General features: G+C 56.1%; 16 protein-coding genes and 1 pseudogene. 15 read left to right on the top strand and 2 right to left on the bottom strand.

Translation table 11 applies throughout. From position 1 onward, the window contains the following. Positions 1-141: 141 nt before the first annotated feature. Positions 142-375: pseudogene (locus tag QX039_RS29255) on the bottom strand (JAB domain-containing protein); the annotation flags it as partial. 916 nt (positions 376-1,291) lie between these two features. On the opposite strand from QX039_RS29255, the gene QX039_RS29250 reads away from it, so the two are divergent. The 15 genes from QX039_RS29250 (at position 1,292) to QX039_RS29185 (ending at position 14,707) form a co-directional block, all read left to right on the top strand. Beyond that, positions 1,292-2,278 carry a JmjC domain-containing protein gene (locus tag QX039_RS29250; RefSeq protein WP_315774059.1) on the top strand — a complete coding sequence of 329 codons (987 nt, stop codon included), beginning with the start codon at positions 1,292-1,294 and terminating at the stop codon, positions 2,276-2,278. Between the two features lie 64 nt (positions 2,279-2,342). Then, positions 2,343-3,527: a radical SAM/SPASM domain-containing protein gene (locus QX039_RS29245; RefSeq protein ID WP_315774058.1), complete on the top strand. Its 1,185-nt coding sequence runs from the start codon at positions 2,343-2,345 to the stop codon at positions 3,525-3,527. Between the two features lie 65 nt (positions 3,528-3,592). Then, positions 3,593-3,898 (top strand): hypothetical protein, encoded by a 306-nt coding sequence (locus QX039_RS29240; RefSeq protein WP_315774056.1) that lies wholly within the window; start codon positions 3,593-3,595, stop codon positions 3,896-3,898. 315 nt (positions 3,899-4,213) lie between these two features. Further along, positions 4,214-5,521, top strand: a complete 1,308-nt coding sequence (locus tag QX039_RS29235) for a radical SAM/SPASM domain-containing protein (protein WP_315774055.1) — start codon at positions 4,214-4,216, stop codon at positions 5,519-5,521. Then, on the top strand, positions 5,518-5,784 hold the full coding sequence (locus tag QX039_RS33125) for a PqqD family protein (protein WP_409998918.1): 267 nt from the start codon (positions 5,518-5,520) through the stop codon (positions 5,782-5,784). The genes QX039_RS29235 and QX039_RS33125 overlap by 4 nt, the downstream gene beginning before the upstream one ends. An 8-nt stretch (positions 5,785-5,792) precedes the next feature. After that, positions 5,793-6,941: a radical SAM protein gene (locus tag QX039_RS29230; protein ID WP_315774054.1), complete on the top strand. Its 1,149-nt coding sequence runs from the start codon at positions 5,793-5,795 to the stop codon at positions 6,939-6,941. A gap of 50 nt (positions 6,942-6,991) precedes the next feature. After that, positions 6,992-7,504 carry a phosphoribosyltransferase gene (locus QX039_RS29225; protein ID WP_315774053.1) on the top strand — a complete coding sequence of 171 codons (513 nt, stop codon included), beginning with the start codon at positions 6,992-6,994 and terminating at the stop codon, positions 7,502-7,504. A 7-nt stretch (positions 7,505-7,511) separates the two neighbouring features. Beyond that, positions 7,512-8,849, top strand: coding sequence for a B12-binding domain-containing radical SAM protein (locus QX039_RS29220; protein WP_315774051.1), 1,338 nt, complete (start codon positions 7,512-7,514; stop codon positions 8,847-8,849). After that, on the top strand, positions 8,836-9,153 hold the full coding sequence (locus QX039_RS29215; RefSeq protein WP_315774050.1) for a PqqD family protein: 318 nt from the start codon (positions 8,836-8,838) through the stop codon (positions 9,151-9,153). The genes QX039_RS29220 and QX039_RS29215 overlap by 14 nt, the downstream gene beginning before the upstream one ends. Beyond that, a complete protein-coding gene (locus QX039_RS29210) occupies positions 9,150-10,637 on the top strand; it encodes a polysaccharide deacetylase family protein (RefSeq protein ID WP_315774049.1) in 1,488 nt (495 codons plus the stop codon). The genes QX039_RS29215 and QX039_RS29210 overlap by 4 nt, the downstream gene beginning before the upstream one ends. 1 nt (position 10,638) lies before the next feature. Beyond that, positions 10,639-11,232, top strand: a complete 594-nt coding sequence (locus QX039_RS29205) for a histidine phosphatase family protein (RefSeq protein WP_315774046.1) — start codon at positions 10,639-10,641, stop codon at positions 11,230-11,232. Continuing rightward, positions 11,233-12,216 carry a nucleoside hydrolase gene (locus tag QX039_RS29200; protein WP_315774044.1) on the top strand — a complete coding sequence of 328 codons (984 nt, stop codon included), beginning with the start codon at positions 11,233-11,235 and terminating at the stop codon, positions 12,214-12,216. Further along, positions 12,194-13,201, top strand: coding sequence for a hypothetical protein (locus QX039_RS29195; RefSeq protein ID WP_315774042.1), 1,008 nt, complete (start codon positions 12,194-12,196; stop codon positions 13,199-13,201). Before QX039_RS29200 ends, QX039_RS29195 begins: the two co-directional genes overlap by 23 nt. Then, complete coding sequence (locus tag QX039_RS29190) at positions 13,095-13,946, top strand: SDR family oxidoreductase (RefSeq protein ID WP_315774040.1); 852 nt, start codon at positions 13,095-13,097, stop codon at positions 13,944-13,946. The genes QX039_RS29195 and QX039_RS29190 overlap by 107 nt, the downstream gene beginning before the upstream one ends. A 47-nt stretch (positions 13,947-13,993) precedes the next feature. Beyond that, complete coding sequence (locus QX039_RS29185) at positions 13,994-14,707, top strand: class I SAM-dependent methyltransferase (protein WP_315774037.1); 714 nt, start codon at positions 13,994-13,996, stop codon at positions 14,705-14,707. Positions 14,708-14,844: 137 nt separating this feature from the next. Here QX039_RS29185 and QX039_RS29180 read toward each other — a convergent pair whose 3' ends face one another. Then, the gene (locus QX039_RS29180; protein WP_315714240.1) at positions 14,845-16,044 is read right to left on the bottom strand and encodes an IS256 family transposase; all 1,200 of its coding nucleotides are present in this window, start codon (positions 16,042-16,044) and stop codon (positions 14,845-14,847) included. Between the last annotated feature and the right edge of the window lie 174 nt (positions 16,045-16,218).

Below are 16,218 nucleotides of genomic sequence, written 5' to 3'. Positions count from 1 at the left end.
CCTCTCCACGCTTCGCCAGCATTAGCCGACGTGGGAAGACGGCCGGTTCAACGCGGCCCGACGTTTCGTCTATCCCGCGGCGATCTTTTGGCGGCTCCGACCGCGGCACGCTGCATGCGTCGTCTCGTCGGCGTCGCGCCTTCACATCACCCCGATGCTCTTCAGGCTGGTGTGGCCGTTCTTGCCGACGATGATGTGATCGTGAACCGTGATGCCGAGCGGCTTGGCGATCTCCACGATCGTCTTGGTCATCCGGATGTCGGCCTGCGACGGCGTCGGATCGCCCGAAGGGTGATTGTGCACCAATATTCTCTCAGGATCTATCGCATTGAACTGAAATGCATTTTTGTCGGCGCGAAAAATCGCTGGGGTATGGGTCTGGGGTCGGCAGGTCATGATCCAGCGTGAACATCATCGTCGGTAACGTCTACGTAGTCTTCGTTTGCTTGGTGCACGTTGGGTCGCGAGCAACTCTGTATTAAATTCGCCTAAACCAAGGCACTCGAGATCCATCGAGCAAATAGCGTTACCATCTCTGGCCGATGGCAAGATCGGCCCCTACCGAAGGCATAAGCATTTCAGGCGCGATGCAGCCAGCTAAAGCTGGTCGGGCTGATATGCCATCTGGGTGACGACTTTCGACGCGTCACTCCGCCTTTGGTATTTTCCGATCAGCGAACCGTTCGATCTATCGACACTGTTTGCACGGTAGAGATTCCACATCTTGTCCTTTAGTCGGCGAAAGCCGGTACAGTCGCCCGTTCGTGCGACAATGCCAGTCGGGCGATCTCGCCAACTGTGTCCACTTGCAATCAGCGCCGGACAGCAGTCGCTGCTCCCGGGCGAGCCGATCCCTTTCGCGCGATTGCTCGTGTCGTTCTTTCTGCTCGACCCTGAGGCGCTCTGTCGGCAGACCAAAAGGCACCTTCAAGAGTTAGTGAACTCTGCGGATGACCGGCTGAATTACTAGCTCAGAGGTGGAGCTCCTTCGTTTGTGCATCTTACTGGCAGTCACAATCTGAGCTTGCAATGAGGTCGATTTGGTGGAAACCTTCACGCACTTGGAAGGGGGCACGATGTTGTCAGGTCCATTTTGCCTTTCTGATTCTAGCGGTCCTTCGACTTTCAAAGCCGCAGCCGAACCTGTTCAAATCGCCCAGAGTGTTCGGCAGGAAGATGCTCAAGCCATTTGAGTTCATGAGCCAGGCTCGCGTAAGATGAACAACCCACAAGCGGTGACCGAACCCAGAGACCGAAGCGGCGCGCTGACACTGGCTTTGCGGAGGAAACTATGGGCGTTTTGCAGCGTCTGATTGCACCCCTTTCCCAGGCTGAATTTTTCTCTGAATATTGGCCTTCAAAGGTGTGGGTCACGAGGGGCGAACTTGACCGATTTGAGCTGCCGCTTAGCGAGATCAATTATCAGGATATTGCTCGGCTCGTTAGGGAGTATTCGAATCTGGTAATGGCCGTCGGCAAGCAGCAATTCACGGACGCAGCGGGATTGACGGATCGTATTCTGGTGACGCCTAGCAAAGCACTTTCAATGCTTTCGGATGGAGCCGCGCTGGAACTGGATCATGCCGATCTGGCTTTTCAAAGCCTCAGGGACCTTGTCGACGAGCTCAAACGGGAGCTGGGATTACCTCTTGGCTGCTCCTCCAAAGCCGTCATCTACGTAACCCCGACTAGTGGGGGGTTTCCGGCTCATTTCGACGCTTACGCCAATTTTGTTTTGCAGTTGACCGGTCGAAAAGTCTGGAATCTTGCGCCAAATCAGGTGGTTCAACATCCGACAGAGCACTATGATGTTCGTCAGTTTCCGTACGTATCGCCGGAGTTGAAGCTATACAGCCCGGCGCGGCTCCCGGATGAGATGCCGCCGCAGGCGGAAGAGGTTGTCCTCGACCCAGGCTCTTGTTTGTTCGTGCCGCGCGGCACTTGGCATGCGACGCGCGGCGATGAATGCTCCGTCTCGCTAAATATCACCCTCGGACAACCGACTTGGCTAGACTTGCTGCTCGCCGCGGTGCGGTCGCGGCTCGTCAAACTTGAAGAGTGGCGAGAGCTTGCCGATGGTTTGGGTTCGAACGACCCGGCTCGCAATGCCAATGCCACGTCCCGCCTTGGCCAGCTACTGGCCGCCTTACCCGACGCTATAGGTCCAATTTCGCCGGACGATATCGTCAGCGTATCCGCCAACGATCTCGACCCCCAGCAAAGTGTCCAATTAGCGGTGCGTCAACTGCTTTCCTTGGAGGACACCGCGTCGAATTGACCGTCTGGAATCGCACAAGGTGTGGGACACGAAAATGCACGTGACATCCTTGTGATTGAACGCTATGGTGACTGCACCTAGGTACATGAGGGCTGGTGTTCCCATGACTGACGGTCTGCAAGGCGGTGACTCGGACGGTCTCCTCGGCTGGGTTCAGCTTACGAACCGCTGCAATCTCAAATGTACGTACTGCTATACCGAGTCTGGTCCGCAAGCCGGAGGCGGAGAGCTGACTATGGACGAAGCCAAGTCAGTCCTAACAGAACTGCGCGAAGCCGGAGCTCGGATCGTCATGCTGAGCGGCGGTGAGCCCACTATCTATCCGGATATCGAGGCCCTGATTGGATTTGCGTGCGGCGATCTTGGTCTGAAGGTTACGCTTGTCTCGAATGGCACGCACATGACTCCCAAGGTATTGGGGGCGCTGCAAGAGCACGGATGCACCGTGCAAGTGAGCCTCGATGCAGTTGATCCGAGGCTATATCGAGAAATACGCGGCAATCATCTCCTGTCGAAGGCATTAGACGGGATTGAACATCTTCGCAGGCATGACATCCCTGTTACCTTATCCGTGACTCTGACAAACGCTAACAAGGCATATGCAGGAGACATTGTTCGGTACGCGATCGATCGAGATATTCAATTTGTCCACTTCGCTCCAACCCACTGGAAGGATGGGAGCGCGTTTCAAAGAAATCTCTTTATCAAGGATCTGGAGCCAATCCTACAGGAGCTTTACCAGCTTCAAAAGGATAACTACCTCTATGTCTGTATCGACTTTATCGAAAATCTCGTTCTACCGATCGTGCTAGGAGTTCGCCGGCAGCACTACTGCAACGCCATGGCAGGGCGTACGGTTGAGGTTGCGTCAGATGGCACCGCATACTTCTGCGCAGCACAGAGAGATGTTCCGGAGATGCGGATCGGTTCGATCAAGGATGGGCAGCGTCTGACCGAGCTCGTAAGCACAGCGCGCAACAATGGGCGCTTCCCTGATCTTGGCGCAGAGACGATCGAGGAATGTCGTAGTTGCGAGTATCGCTATATTTGTGCTGGTGGCTGCAGAGCCATGACCTGGCATCAAACTGGCGGGCTGCACCGCAAGCATCCGAATTGTCGTGAACTCAAACAGTTTATTGCACAAGTCAAAGCCGACCTGGAATCGGGCGAAATCGCCGACTACGCAGAATTCCTGAGTGCACGCAGCAAAGCTAAGAGCGGCGAAGACGCATTACTGAAGTATTTTTGAGAGGTTCGAGCGGAACGACCGAACGAAGATCCTTATCCATCTCCCAATGACATAGGAGGATTGCTATGGCTGCAGTAAAATTACCGCACGGGTTGATCGACGAACACGGTATCCATTCCTCGGCGATCTCGGACATCGACAAGAAAAAGGACATGGTTCGCCAAGCTCTGCTCCAAACGGGAATCGACCGCAACGAGTTGGCTGCGGTCACGGTGCTTACACTACTCGATCATGTCCCTGACAGTACCCCGTCCGGTGCTACCGTCGCAGAGCCGGTTGGGCCCAATACCGCAAAACAGCTACGCAAGACAATCGATCGCTCAGTGCAACTGAACCTTGCCGCGACTGCAATCGTTGGCGCAGCCCTTTAGGTTGCAATCGATATCCGTGGCCTATCAAGCGAAATTCTAAGAGGAGAACGGAAATGGACGACCAACATGGTTCGATTGACGAACGTCAATCGTCGATATCCAATGCAACCGCTCCGTCGCCGGAGCAAGGTGAACGGCTATCGCCAGATGTAAAATACGAAAAGCCCAAGGTGGTGCGTGTGAGACGAGTCCTCGCTGCGGGCGGCCACACGGTCTGATCTCAGATCAGTGTGCCGAGGGCGCCGAATACCTGTTATTCGGCGTGGGCCCGTCAACGTCGTTTCAGCTCTTCGCAAAAGATGCCGGGAGGTTCGGTTGGTTGCGGGTGAATGGCTGACTGCAAGGAGTCTTCGCTGGCGACGTGAGGAGTTTGGCTGCATTGTCGCGCGGCCGGATGGCGATATCGACTTATATGACCATTCCGTATCCAGGCTGCTGGAACAGGAAAGGATTGCCACAACCGAGTTGGACCAGCATCGGCTGCGTGGCTTCACGGCGGTGTCGGAGCAGTTTCATCTCCGGCACCCGTTGATCGTCAGCATCGAAATCAGTCGGGCTTGCGAGCTAAAATGCCCACACTGCTACATCGATGGTGGCGATGCGCGTGCCAACGAACTTAGCCGCGGTGAGCTATTTGAACTCGTCGATGATCTTCACCGCTGTGGTGTGTTTTGCCTGCAGTTCATAGGCGGGGAGCCTCTGGAACATCCTGATTTCCTGGACTTGTTGACATATGCGCACGAATTGGGATTCGTAACCTCGTTCGTCACAAATGGTCTTCACCTGACGGACGATGTCATCGCGCGCCTTCCCACGCGTGATTTTGGAATGGGGCTTAGTATCGACGGGATCGAGAGCAATGCGTTGCTTCGTGGAAGCGAGTCGCGATTTGAAGTTATTGCGGAAAGAGCGCTGAAGCTAAAGCGTGCAGGGGTTGATTTCAATATCGTTCTCACGCTGAACAAGCTGAATATTAAGGAGGCGCCGCGCTTGATCGCTTGGTGCCGGGAAAATGACGTAATGCTCGAGACGCTCGAGACTCAGATGATCGGTCGCGCGCGCAACGCGCAGGGCCTGCAATTGAGCCCGCTTGACGTCGAAGACGACCTTGCGGTGTTCGTGGCGAAGGAGGAGCTAGAGGACTATTACGAGGAGTGCGTGGATCCTCGCGCCAAGCTCTATTATGCGGGTTTTCTGCAGCTCGCTTATTGGCTGGACAGCTTGACCGCGCGCTGTAAGGGCGCGCGGTCTATCGCATACATCGCCTCGAACGGTGACGTTTATCCGTGCTCGAATTGCGCAGGCGAGGAGATTTTAAGTGGAGGAAACGTTCGTCTTGCGCCGTTCTCGCTGCTATGGGCGTATTCCTTCCAGGAGATGCGCGACATTACCTTCGAGAAGTTTGACAGATGCCATGGATGCGAATTGGGCCACTCCCAATATTCTTGCTCTGGAAAATGTCCGGCATTGTCACACGCCCTGAATAGAACTTACACCGATTGTGGGGCCACGCCTTACACGCGTGCAATTGTTAAGGCGCGCACCCACAAATATCTCGAAATTCATACGCAGAAGTCGCACGGCCAGATGAATCCGTCACGAACGATTCGGGTCACTCGATGAGTGAAATTGCTCCACAGTGCGGTGAGTTCCCGGCCCGGCACCCATCTTCCGATTGGCGTGAGTACGCCAAAGGAATCCTGACTGAAAGTGGGATTGCAATGAATGCGACTGCCGCTTTCGTGTTCAAACGGTGCGATGGTGCGACCAGAACGGAGGACATCGTCCATAGCTACAGCGACGAATTTGCCGTTCCGCTTGAGACGGCCCGAGCGGATGTCGCGTATGTTCTCAAAATGCTTCGTGACCAATCAATCCTGCTCTAGTCAAGGGGATGCCAAAACCGGGACAAGCGATGGATGCAGAGAGGGCGAGTTGCATACAGGTGTTGTCGGCTTGGGAAGAGATAATTGCTCTCCTTGGGGAAACTCCGCTTGTTTCGTGCAATTGGCGTCTGACCCGAGCTTGTTCGGCGCGTTGCGGCTATTGTTACTCGAGTTCAGCGCAGCCATTGCCAAACGAGCTCGACGAGGGCGAATGCCTTCGCGTTGTCGATGAACTGGCCGCACTCGGTCTCGTACGTCTGTTCATCTCCGGGGGAGAGCCCACGCTCAGCAAACATTTGTGCAGGGTTGTTGACCGGGCGGCTTCCGCCGGCATCAAGGTTGGCATTAGTACCCATGGCGGCCATCTGAGCGATCGTTTGATAAAATCGCTGCGCGATGCCGGTTTGCGGCAACTACAGGTGAGCCTGGACGCCGATGGGGAGCTGCACGACGAGATTCGTGGAGTCCCCGGTCTCTGGGCCAGAGCGCTCAACAGTATTTCGCTAGCCGCCAAAGAGTTTCCCCTCGATCGTGACCTCATCGTCGCGACGGTGGTCAGCCGGCGCAATGAAGGCCGAATCCTCTCCCTAGCCGAAATGGTGCTCGCCGCGGGAGCTCGGAGTTTCGTACTAGTGCCCCTCACCGTAACTGGTCGAGCGTCGCAAGACCTTCAGGTGCCGATAGAGCGCTTGATCGCGCTGAGCCAGATGCTTGAACGCCATTTTTTTGGCCAGTCGTTGCGGGTCTCATCCCTACTGCCGCCCGCCATCGCCACTTCCGGGCTTGGCGATCGGCTATCTAAGGCGTATCTTCGGCCATTTCCCTTTGAGTTCGCAATCGATGCCGACGGGAACTGCGCTCTGGCCGACCTCGATCTTAACAATTGTGGTCACTTGTTAGGAAATGTTCGTTCGCGCAGCCTGAAAGAGATCTACGCCGCGGCTGTCGAATCGGAGCTGCCATTTCTCTTGACCGACCGAAATCAGGTCGACGGGGTCTGTCGCGTTTGTGCCTTTTGGGATGTGTGCGGAGGAGGTAATCGGCCGCTTTCGCGACTTCAGACGGGCCGCAAGGATGCCTCCGATGTGCTTTGCCAGGGAGCATTCGACGCGGGCGTCTTTCCCCGTGACTCAATCGTTGGAGTAGGTATGCTGTGAACACTTCGGATTCCAAAAAAGCTCCCTCGTATCACCATGAGCATACCGGCGTGAACGACCTGTCGTGGAGCCGGTTTGGCGAGCTCTCCATGAGCTTGGTCGAACAGATAAGCCGTGATTATCAGCCGGAGATTGTGGTGGGGATCGCCAAAGGTGGACTGATGCCCGCCGTGGTTATTGCATCGGCGTTCTCAGTTGATCTCTTTCCGGTCAAACTCTCGAGCCGCCACAACGAGGAGATCGTGCGCGAGATTCCCGAGATGTTTGTTCCGCCTACGCAGCATGTGGCCAACAAGAGGGTGCTGCTCGTTGACGACATTTGCATCACCCTAAGGACGCTTAATATTGCGCGGCAGGCAATACTTGATTTGGGAGCGGCGGAGGTCAGGACGGCAACGCTCGCGGTTCATCGCTTCAGTAAGCGCCCGGATTGGTACGTGATCGAATCGGATGATCTTCTGATCCATCCATGGGACCGTAACATGTTCGTTAGCGGAAAATGGATCATCAATCCGGAATACCAGGCCGAACTGGACGAAATGGGCGTCACGCTACGGGGTTGAGGTCGAGATGCGCATCTTGATGATGAATCCGGCACTATCGAATAAATTTCCAAATGGCCGGGAGTTGATTCATGATGTTGATCTGATTCACTTGCCGATGGGGATTCTTTACCTTGCAGGCGTCGCTATGCAGGGTGGGCACGATGTTCGTGTCATCGATATGCCGGTCTCCAATATGGGCTGGACCGAAGTGGAGCGGATCGTAGATGAATTCCGCCCTCATCTGGCGGGCGTTACGACGATGACCGCGACGTTCCCGAACGCCATGCGTTGCGCGCGGATTGCCAAAGCAGCCGGCGCGCGAGTTGTCATGGGCGGCGCACACGTTACCTTCGAGTATGCGGAGGCTCTCTCCAGCGATTGCGTCGACTACGTGATTAAGGGAGAAGGCGAGCAGGCGTTTGCGTCGTTGCTTCAAATGCTGGTGGCAGGTCAGGCGCCGGATGGAAAGGTAAGTGGCTTGATAGCGCGGCCCGCACAGCGTCGCTCCCGAGATCGGCTAGATGATAAGGGCGCGTCGTCGTTCGGGGACACGTCGTTGCCGAAGCGGATTCGCAACTTGGACAGCATCGCGTTTCCGCCCTACGATCTGCTCGATATGAAGCACTACGTCGAGCTTGAGGCTCTCGGAATACACACGTCACGAGGCTGCCCATACCGTTGCGATTTCTGCACCATTCAAGGTCAGTGGGGACGTCAAGTAACGTGGCGGTCTGCAGATGAAGTCGCCCGCGAGATGAAATGGCTTGTTGATCGCTATGCATATCGCGGTCGGGAATTCATATTCTATGACGACACGTTTACGGTGAATCGCGCGCACGTTCTTGATATCTGCGATAGCATGAAGCGCTGGGACGTCGATGTACGCTGGAAAGCAATGACTCGTGTCGACCGGGTCGACGATGATTTGCTGCAGCGAATGAAAAGCAGCGGTTGTTTTCGTATCATCTATGGTATCGAAACAACAAATGAGGAGAGTTTGGCGAAATGTGGAAAGGATACGCATATTCGCGATGTATTCGCTGCGGTGCGTATGGCCAAAGAGGCAGGTCTAGAGGTGGCCGGCTACTTCATCATCGGATTTCCATGGGAAACGCGAGATGACATGTCCCGAGTGATCGATACCATGGGAGCGCTTGAACTAGACGAGTACGGATTGGCGATGCTTGCTCCATATCCGGGTACACCATATTTCGATCATCCCGAGCGGTTTGGCATCAGCATACCCGATCGGGATTGGGAGCGTTTCAATCATTTGCTTCCGATAATTGAATCCAAGAACTTTACGCGCAAGGATCAAGCCGAGGCGTTCGTCGATTACCTGTGCCAACATGTCATTGACTGAAGGGCGAGAAATCCTGGGAGACGACTGGCGCGTTACCCGCGTGCGAATAAATCATCAGTCGGTGGTATCACGTCGCAAGGGAAACAAGCTGGTCGTTTATGAATTCGACGTAGGTGGATTTTACGTCCTGAATGCCTCTGCTCAGCTCATATTTGAGCAGATCGACGGAGATCGAACTTTAGGCCAGATCGCGGACCGAGTGGAAGGATTAACGTCTGGTACGGTCAGCAAATGCGACGTGGTTGAACTCGTCAGCGAGTTGCAGCAGCTCAAGGTGATTCTTACCGAACGATCGGCTTCATGACCTGGATCGGCGTTGAACTCGTTCGCGGACGATCTCACGAGGCGGTGGCTGGCTGGCGAGGCTTCCTGCTTCGCGAAGGGCTGCCATTTGTTGAAGTAGATGCCCCAACGGGAAGAAGCCGCGTCGTCGTGGCATTGGAGAATGTGTCGAACACAGATTTCGGCACTGATAGTGTTGTTATCCTTGATGGCGTGTCGCCACCAATCGCTGGTCTAGGTTGCGGCTTTGTCTCCCATGTCGAGACAGATGGCGAAAGGGTGCGTGTTGGCGGTATCGCTGAGCTTTATCCGGCCAGACCCTTCTGGCCTGCCATCTTTCTGCAGACTTTTGTTGACGAAGGATCGCCGAGTGCTGGTCGGCTCTACTCCGCCTGCGTCGAGCAAGCGGGGAGATTTTACCTGCCGTTAGCGTTAGGCGAACTGCTGGTTGCGCGCGGCTCTGGCTTCCACCCCTATCCGCTCCCGGGAACGGATACTGCGGCCGAAGTCGAGCGCGTTGAGATCCTGCTTGCGGCCGTGGACCACAATGGCATATGCCGAATTCTGTCAAAGGTGCTTCGGCTGGCCTTTACCAAAGCGAATGTGCCCTATGTTCGTAAATGGTATTACCCCACAGTTTCCTCTTCCATTTTCCTTGGACGCCTCGACATCGATGTTGTTGATGCCAGCATTTTGATGACAACCGCCTCACGTTTTTCGGCATACGGCAGAAGGGCAACATTTTTCGCCAATGCAAGCGGTGAGGAGGAAACGGAAGACAGCGAGGGTAAACGTGTCCCTAGTCTTCGTTGCGAAACCGAAGGTTTTGCCCTCGCATGTCTAAGCGACGCGGGCCATGAGATAGCCAATCATGGCTATTGGCACACGGTGTTCTCTGAACGCGGAAGATGCATTGAAGATATCGGTCGCGCGCAGACGGTGCTCGGCTCGTTGTGTGGCTCGCCTCCGAAGGGATACGGAGGCCCAGGCGGCGTTTGGTATCCGTCGGTCGCGGAAGCAGTCGTCGAACACGGGCTTTCCTACTCTTCCGAACTCGGCTGTGGATACGATGGTCTGCCATTCTGGACCGCTCACAGGGGCGATTGCAACGCTGCGCTGCAAATTCCTGTCAGCCCATACTTGCAGTGCCTTCTCGCGGGCCAGCCTACGATTGATCAATTCAGGAACGGCTGGTCGCAATTCGTGCGGAGATGTTTAGCAAGGAACGAACCGATTAGCTTTATTTTTCACCCAGGAGATTTTGTCGATGGGGACGAGCCGGCAATCGATATCCTGCTGGAATATCCGGATGTGCGGCGACTACCCGATATGACATTTCACCAGTTCGCCCAATGGTGGTCGAGACGTGACTCAATCAGGATCGAAGCGGCCGTCGTCAATTCGAAGATTCAGATTCGGGCGGATCAATCCATACCGATCGAGGTGAACAACGATCTCATGATGATGGAAGGCGAGCTGATAACAATTCCGGCTACTGGGCTTTGACATGAGAAGATTTTTACTCGCACGTCACGGTGAATGCATTGACAATCTCGAGCGAAGGCTTCCGGCAAGAAACAGTCCGTTGTCAGATGCGGGGCGAAATCAAGCAAATCGCATAGCTGCAGCGCTTGCCGACCTGCCTGACCGACCGACCGAGATTATTTCGAGTGCTTTGCCGCGCGCCATCGAGACGGCAATCATTATTGGATCGAAGCTTGCCTTGGCGAGCGTGGCTGATGAGCGTCTCGACGAGATTAGATTCGGTCGCGCCGAGGGGCTCCTACCAGAAGAGTTTTCCCGTCGGTTTCCCAATCACTCGCGAGCCATCGAGGACGAGGAAGACTTGAGCTTTACCTGGCCATTCGGAGAGAGTCGCGTCGCATTTGTCGAGCGTCTCACTTCATCCATCGGCGACCTAATACCGAAGACATGTTATCCGTTGTTGATCACGCATTGGGCTGCCACAGCAATGCTGCGTGCTCAGCTCGTCCAGGGGACGACGCGACAATGGACAAAGCTCGGATTGGATAACGGTGAGGTGTTTGCGTTCTGGCAGAATGCCGGTGGTTGGGAGTGCCGGCGTATTTGGGGGTGTTGAGTGACAAAGCGAATTTTGATCGATAGCGACGCCGGAATTTGTAACGACGATTGTCAAGCCCTTGTGCTCGCACTTGCGAGCCGAAACTTGCGCGTTGATGGCATTTCGGTGTGTGCCGGAAATCTCACAATGCAACAGTCTCTCTACAATGCTCTGACGCTGGCCGAGTATCTGGGGCGCCCGGATATCGGAGTCCACAGCGGGGAAGCAAACCCAAGATACCATTCGTATGGTGATTTTGAGCGCCGCGCTTACGGACAGTGGGGGGATGATACACCGCCCGTCTGGCCCTTCGGTTATGCGCCTACGATGAATCCGGCTGAGCCTCCTGCAAGGCAATGGATACCGCAATGTGCGCAAGCTGCGCCTGGTGAAATATCTGCTGTCGCCCTAGGGCCGCTTACGAATTTCGCCGCTGCTTTCGACGAGCAACCCGCGACCGCCTCGAATCTCAGCCAACTATATTTTGCCGGCGGTACGTTCGACGAGTTTGGGGCGCCGTCAGGTAATATTACGCCCGAGGCGGAGTTTAATGTCTGGGTTGATCCCGAAGCACTAGAAACGGTAATTAGCAGCGGGATCAGATTGACAATTATACCGCTGCACCTGATGCGTCGCATGAACTTTGACGAACAGGATGCGGCGCGGATTTCGGCAATTGATACACGGGTCGGCCGGTTCTACGGTACCGTGTTAGATCAACTCGAAAAGGCTGGCCAGCCGACTGGACTTGCCGGCGGCGACGTGCTCGGCGTGGCCGCCGTCCTTTGGCCCGAACTGTTTACCTTCAGGTCGGCGCTCGTGAGCGTTGATTGCTCGGCCGGGGATCACTATGGGCGAACATCCCTTCGGCCGAGCGATGGCGTCTCCAGTACGACTGTTGCGATTGAATGCGATATCGATGAAATTCGTCGACGTTATCTTGGTACAATTGGCGCGCCGTCCGACAAAATAGTAGTCAATGCCGATGAAAATGCAGTTTGAAATTCATGGTGGGCGGATAGCGGTTGATGCCGAAGATGGCTTTCTGGCAGATTTAGTCAATGAAGGCCTGACGGCTTTCCGGTGCGCTGATTTCATCGTTCCTTGGCTTAGTATATCGTTGAGCACCGAATACCGACTTCCGCAGATAGACAGTTGTTGCGCACCTCGTTGGAGAGAATTCAATCTTAGCAAGGGTCGGATAAATCTCCTCCTGAGAACGTTAGAAGACGAGGCGAACGATCGACTATTGATTGACTTCTCTGGGCTCGCGACAGCACTTATCAGCTATAGGGGCCCCCGAATTGATATCGTTGTTCACGACTTAGATTGGTTCCGAACGCACTACGATCCGCTCTACACATCGTCGGTTCTGTTCAAGAGCCTGATTCTTGAGGCGCTACCTCTCGCCGGCATTTTCCCGCTTCACGCCGGAATGTGCGCATTTGAGAAAGCCGGAATCATCATCGCTGGAGAACCCTTGATGGGTAAGACGAGCCTTCTATTGGCTCTCTGCAGAACGGGAGCCTCCCTGCTGGCGGACGAACTGGGCCTGCTAAGCGATGGGTCCACCGGTCCCGAGCTTCTGGCCTTTCCCATCCGCTGCAAGTTGCATCGTCATGACGGTCCAATTTGGAACTGGTTGGCGGATCTGCCGGCCTCCGCGCGGGTCTCCGACAGCGAAGCAGACCTTGCTGTTTTTGACCCATATGCGGCCGGTCTTACCGTAGGCGAGCGGGCGCAGGCTCGGCTGCTTTTGGAAATGTGCGACTGTGGCACGGCAGGATCCATCGAGCCGATCGACGAGATAGAAACTGCGGTCGCCTTGACGATGTATAACGTATTTTACGGCGAGCGTCACACATCTGCACACTTCGACTATGCCGCCTCGTTGGCGAGCAAGCTTCAAGGCTACCGAGTTGTTCTCGGTAGAGATCCAATTCGCGTTGCCAAAGAAATATTGGACCTCGCACATGGTCGTAGCTAGCTCGCGACGGGTAGCTGTCGTAACCGGCGCTGCTGGCAGCATCGGAAGGGGAATCGTTGCAATGCTGGCGAAAGCAGGTTTCGCCATTATGCTGATAGGCCGCACGAGGCAGACCTTGGAGGCGATCGTCGCTTCAACCCAAGGTCTGGATGACAGTAGGGTGATCATCGAGGTCTGCGATGTCCGTCGAGCGGAAGATCTGGAGCGTGCCGCATCGGTCGCGAACTCCCGTTGGGGCAAGATCGACGTGTTGTGTACAGCGGCCGGCGTAATGCACGTTGGCGCGCTGGATGAAATCTCCGAAGCAATTTGGCATCAGCTCATTGACACCAACGTGCTTGGTACAGCGATGGCGATCCGAGCCTTCCTAAGCCTAATGCCAGCGGACGCTCGAATCGTGACGATTGCGTCCACGGCCGGCGCCCGGCCGATACCGCGCTTCGCTGCGTATAGCACAACCAAGGCCGCCATCATCCATCTAACCCAAGCTGCAGCGTTGGACTACGCGGATCGCGGTATTCGAGTGAATTGCATATGTCTTGGAGCAATCAATCCGGAATTTCGTGATAAGGAGCATGAGATGGAAGGGGCAATGCTTCGGGATCAGCTGATCGCCGCTACACCGCTCGGCTATCTAGGAACCTCGACAGATGTAGCGCATCTGGTCTCGTTTCTAGTGGACAGAACGAGCCATTGGATTACCGGATCGGTGCTGGTTGCGGACGGCGGACTCTCTTTAGTGTAGACGCAGCCGGTAATGCCCAAGGAGACTTGAAGCTAAAGGAAGAAAGCATGGGTTGGACCTCGGATCGGTATTTGGAGTTTGCGGTCGGGCCTCAATTGCTCGCGCTCTGGGATCTAGCTCATTTCCTGCGTTCGATCGCGACTGACCAGAATGTTGCTATGGGCCCAAATTGTTTGGCGCTCGATTATGGCGCAGGTCCAACCGTACTTTCTCGACTCTTTTCTAAGGTATCTGGATATCGAGTGTTGGCTGCGGTCCAACCGGAGTTCCTGACGCTTTTGGAAACACCACCGCAACTTCCAAACTGGATCGTTTCGCCCGAGATTGGAATCACCGCCATCTATGACAAGATTCTTGAGTCCTCGGAACAGTTTGAATTCATCTTTTCCTATGCTTGCTTTCACGAATTCCCTGATCCTGCTTCAGAACTAAAGCGATTACATCGATTGCTTAAGCCACGCGGGTCGGTAGTGATCGTCGACACCCTTCGAAACGCCAAGCGATCACTAGCGAAAAGCCTTCGGGAAGAACCTGTGAACTCCGTCATCCGCTCGGCAATCATGGAGACGTTCGATGCCAGTCTGGACATGAGCGAACTAGTATCCCTAAAGACCGCCGCGCCGTTCGACATCTCAGTCGATATCCTCGATATACCGGAGGATATTTATCTCGAGAGCCGGTTGTCGTGGCAGGATGGGATGCCTTCGATGGCCGTCGATGATGTGCCTGGAAGCTGCTTCTGTCTTACTTTTAAACGGTAGGAATCCCGCCGCGCTCACGCGTGAGCTGATGTGCTCGAAGGGTATCGAGCGGGATAGTTGTGCACGAACGTGAGATCGTGTCCCCAAGCGTGGTGTAGCTGGCGGCCCACCGCGTTCGCCGGCTGGAGCCGGGCCTGTCAGCTGGCGATAGCCGTGAGGCTGACGTTCGGATCATCGCTCAATGGCGCGATGGTTTCCAGCGTCATGTAGCGGGCGCGTTGGACCGCCCATTCATCGTTCTGTTCGAGCAGGACAGCTCCGATGAGGCGGACGATAGCGTCCTCATTGGGGAAGATGCCGACCACCTCGGTGCGCCGTTTGATCTCGCCGTTGAGGCGTTCGATCGGATTGGTGGAGTGCAACTTGGTCCGATGCTGCGGCGGGAACGTCATGTAGGCAAGCACGTCGGTCTCGGCCTCGTCGAGGAAGCCGGCAAGCTTGGGCAGCTTGGGACGGAGCTGATCGGCGACCTTGCGCCATTGGGTGCGAGCGGCCTCGGCATCGTCCTGGGCAAAGGCCGTGGCGATGAAGGCGGAGACCACGCGCCGTCCGCTCTTGCCGGCATGAGCCAGCACGTTCCGCATGAAGTGGACGCGGCAGCGTTGCCAGCTGGCGTTGAGCACCTTGGTCACGGTGGCCTTGATGCCCTCGTGGGCGTCGGACACCACCAGCTTGACGCCGCGCAAGCCGCGGCGGGCCAGCTTGCGCAGGAAGGCGGTCCAGAACGTCTCGGCCTCGGACGGCCCGATGTCCATGCCGAGAACCTCGCGCCGGCCGTCGCTGTTGACGCCGACTGCAACGATCACCGCGACGGAGACGATGCGCCCCTGCTGGCGCACCTTCACATAGGTGGCGTCGATCCAAAGATAGGGCCAGTCACCCTCGATTGGACGGCCGAGGAAGGCCTTCACTTTGTCGTCGATCTCGCCGCACAACCGACTGACCTGGCTCTTGGAGATGCCGGTCATGCCCATCGCCTGCACCAGATCGTCGACCGAACGGGTCGAGACGCCCTGAACGTAAGCCTCCTGAACCACGGCGGTGAGCGCCTTCTCGGCCATGCGCCGCGGCTCCAGGAAGCCGGGGAAATAGGAGCCCTTGCGCAGCTTTGGGATGCGCAGCTCCACCGCACCGGCGCGGGTCTCCCAGATCCGGTCGCGGTAGCCATTGCGCTGGGCCAGACGTTCGGGGCTCTTCTCGCCATAGGCAGCCCCGGTCTGGCTCTCGACCTCCAGCTCCATCAGGCGCTGGGCCGCAAAGCCGATCATCTCGCGCAGCAGATCGGCGTCTGGGGTCTTCTCTACCAGCGTGCGCAGGTTCATCATGTCTTCGGTCATCGGTGGTTCCTCGGTTGCGTTGGCGTGTCGCAACCCGATCCTACCGGAGAACTGCCGGTGACCACCGCAAAGCCGCCCGCCCGCTACGGCGCTATTTGGGAGCGCGCGTCCGGGCGGCTTTGCTCCACCGAGCTACACCACCTCCGGGGACACGACCCGAACGTGATGTCACTT

It is taken from the genome of Bradyrhizobium sp. SZCCHNR1043 (assembly GCF_032489675.1).
Taxonomy (GTDB): Bacteria; Pseudomonadota; Alphaproteobacteria; order Rhizobiales; family Xanthobacteraceae; genus Bradyrhizobium.
This window is presented reverse-complemented; position numbering and strand designations above follow the sequence as displayed.

Excerpts from the sequence above, each read along its gene's own strand:
- QX039_RS29250 (WP_315774059.1), top strand. The coding sequence starts at position 1,292 with ATGGGCGTTTTGCAGCGTCTGATTGCACCCCTTTCCCAGGCTGAATTT.
- QX039_RS29245 (WP_315774058.1), top strand. The coding sequence starts at position 2,343 with ATGGTGACTGCACCTAGGTACATGAGGGCTGGTGTTCCCATGACTGAC.
- QX039_RS29240 (WP_315774056.1), top strand. The coding sequence starts at position 3,593 with ATGGCTGCAGTAAAATTACCGCACGGGTTGATCGACGAACACGGTATC.
- QX039_RS33125 (WP_409998918.1), top strand. The coding sequence starts at position 5,518 with ATGAGTGAAATTGCTCCACAGTGCGGTGAGTTCCCGGCCCGGCACCCA.
- QX039_RS29230 (WP_315774054.1), top strand. The coding sequence starts at position 5,793 with ATGCCAAAACCGGGACAAGCGATGGATGCAGAGAGGGCGAGTTGCATA.
- QX039_RS29220 (WP_315774051.1), top strand. The coding sequence starts at position 7,512 with ATGCGCATCTTGATGATGAATCCGGCACTATCGAATAAATTTCCAAAT.
- QX039_RS29215 (WP_315774050.1), top strand. The coding sequence starts at position 8,836 with ATGTCATTGACTGAAGGGCGAGAAATCCTGGGAGACGACTGGCGCGTT.
- QX039_RS29210 (WP_315774049.1), top strand. The coding sequence starts at position 9,150 with ATGACCTGGATCGGCGTTGAACTCGTTCGCGGACGATCTCACGAGGCG.
- QX039_RS29205 (WP_315774046.1), top strand. The coding sequence starts at position 10,639 with ATGAGAAGATTTTTACTCGCACGTCACGGTGAATGCATTGACAATCTC.
- QX039_RS29195 (WP_315774042.1), top strand. The coding sequence starts at position 12,194 with ATGCCGATGAAAATGCAGTTTGAAATTCATGGTGGGCGGATAGCGGTT.
- QX039_RS29190 (WP_315774040.1), top strand. The coding sequence starts at position 13,095 with ATGCCGCCTCGTTGGCGAGCAAGCTTCAAGGCTACCGAGTTGTTCTCG.
- QX039_RS29185 (WP_315774037.1), top strand. The coding sequence starts at position 13,994 with ATGGGTTGGACCTCGGATCGGTATTTGGAGTTTGCGGTCGGGCCTCAA.
- QX039_RS29180 (WP_315714240.1), bottom strand. The coding sequence starts at position 16,044 with ATGACCGAAGACATGATGAACCTGCGCACGCTGGTAGAGAAGACCCCA.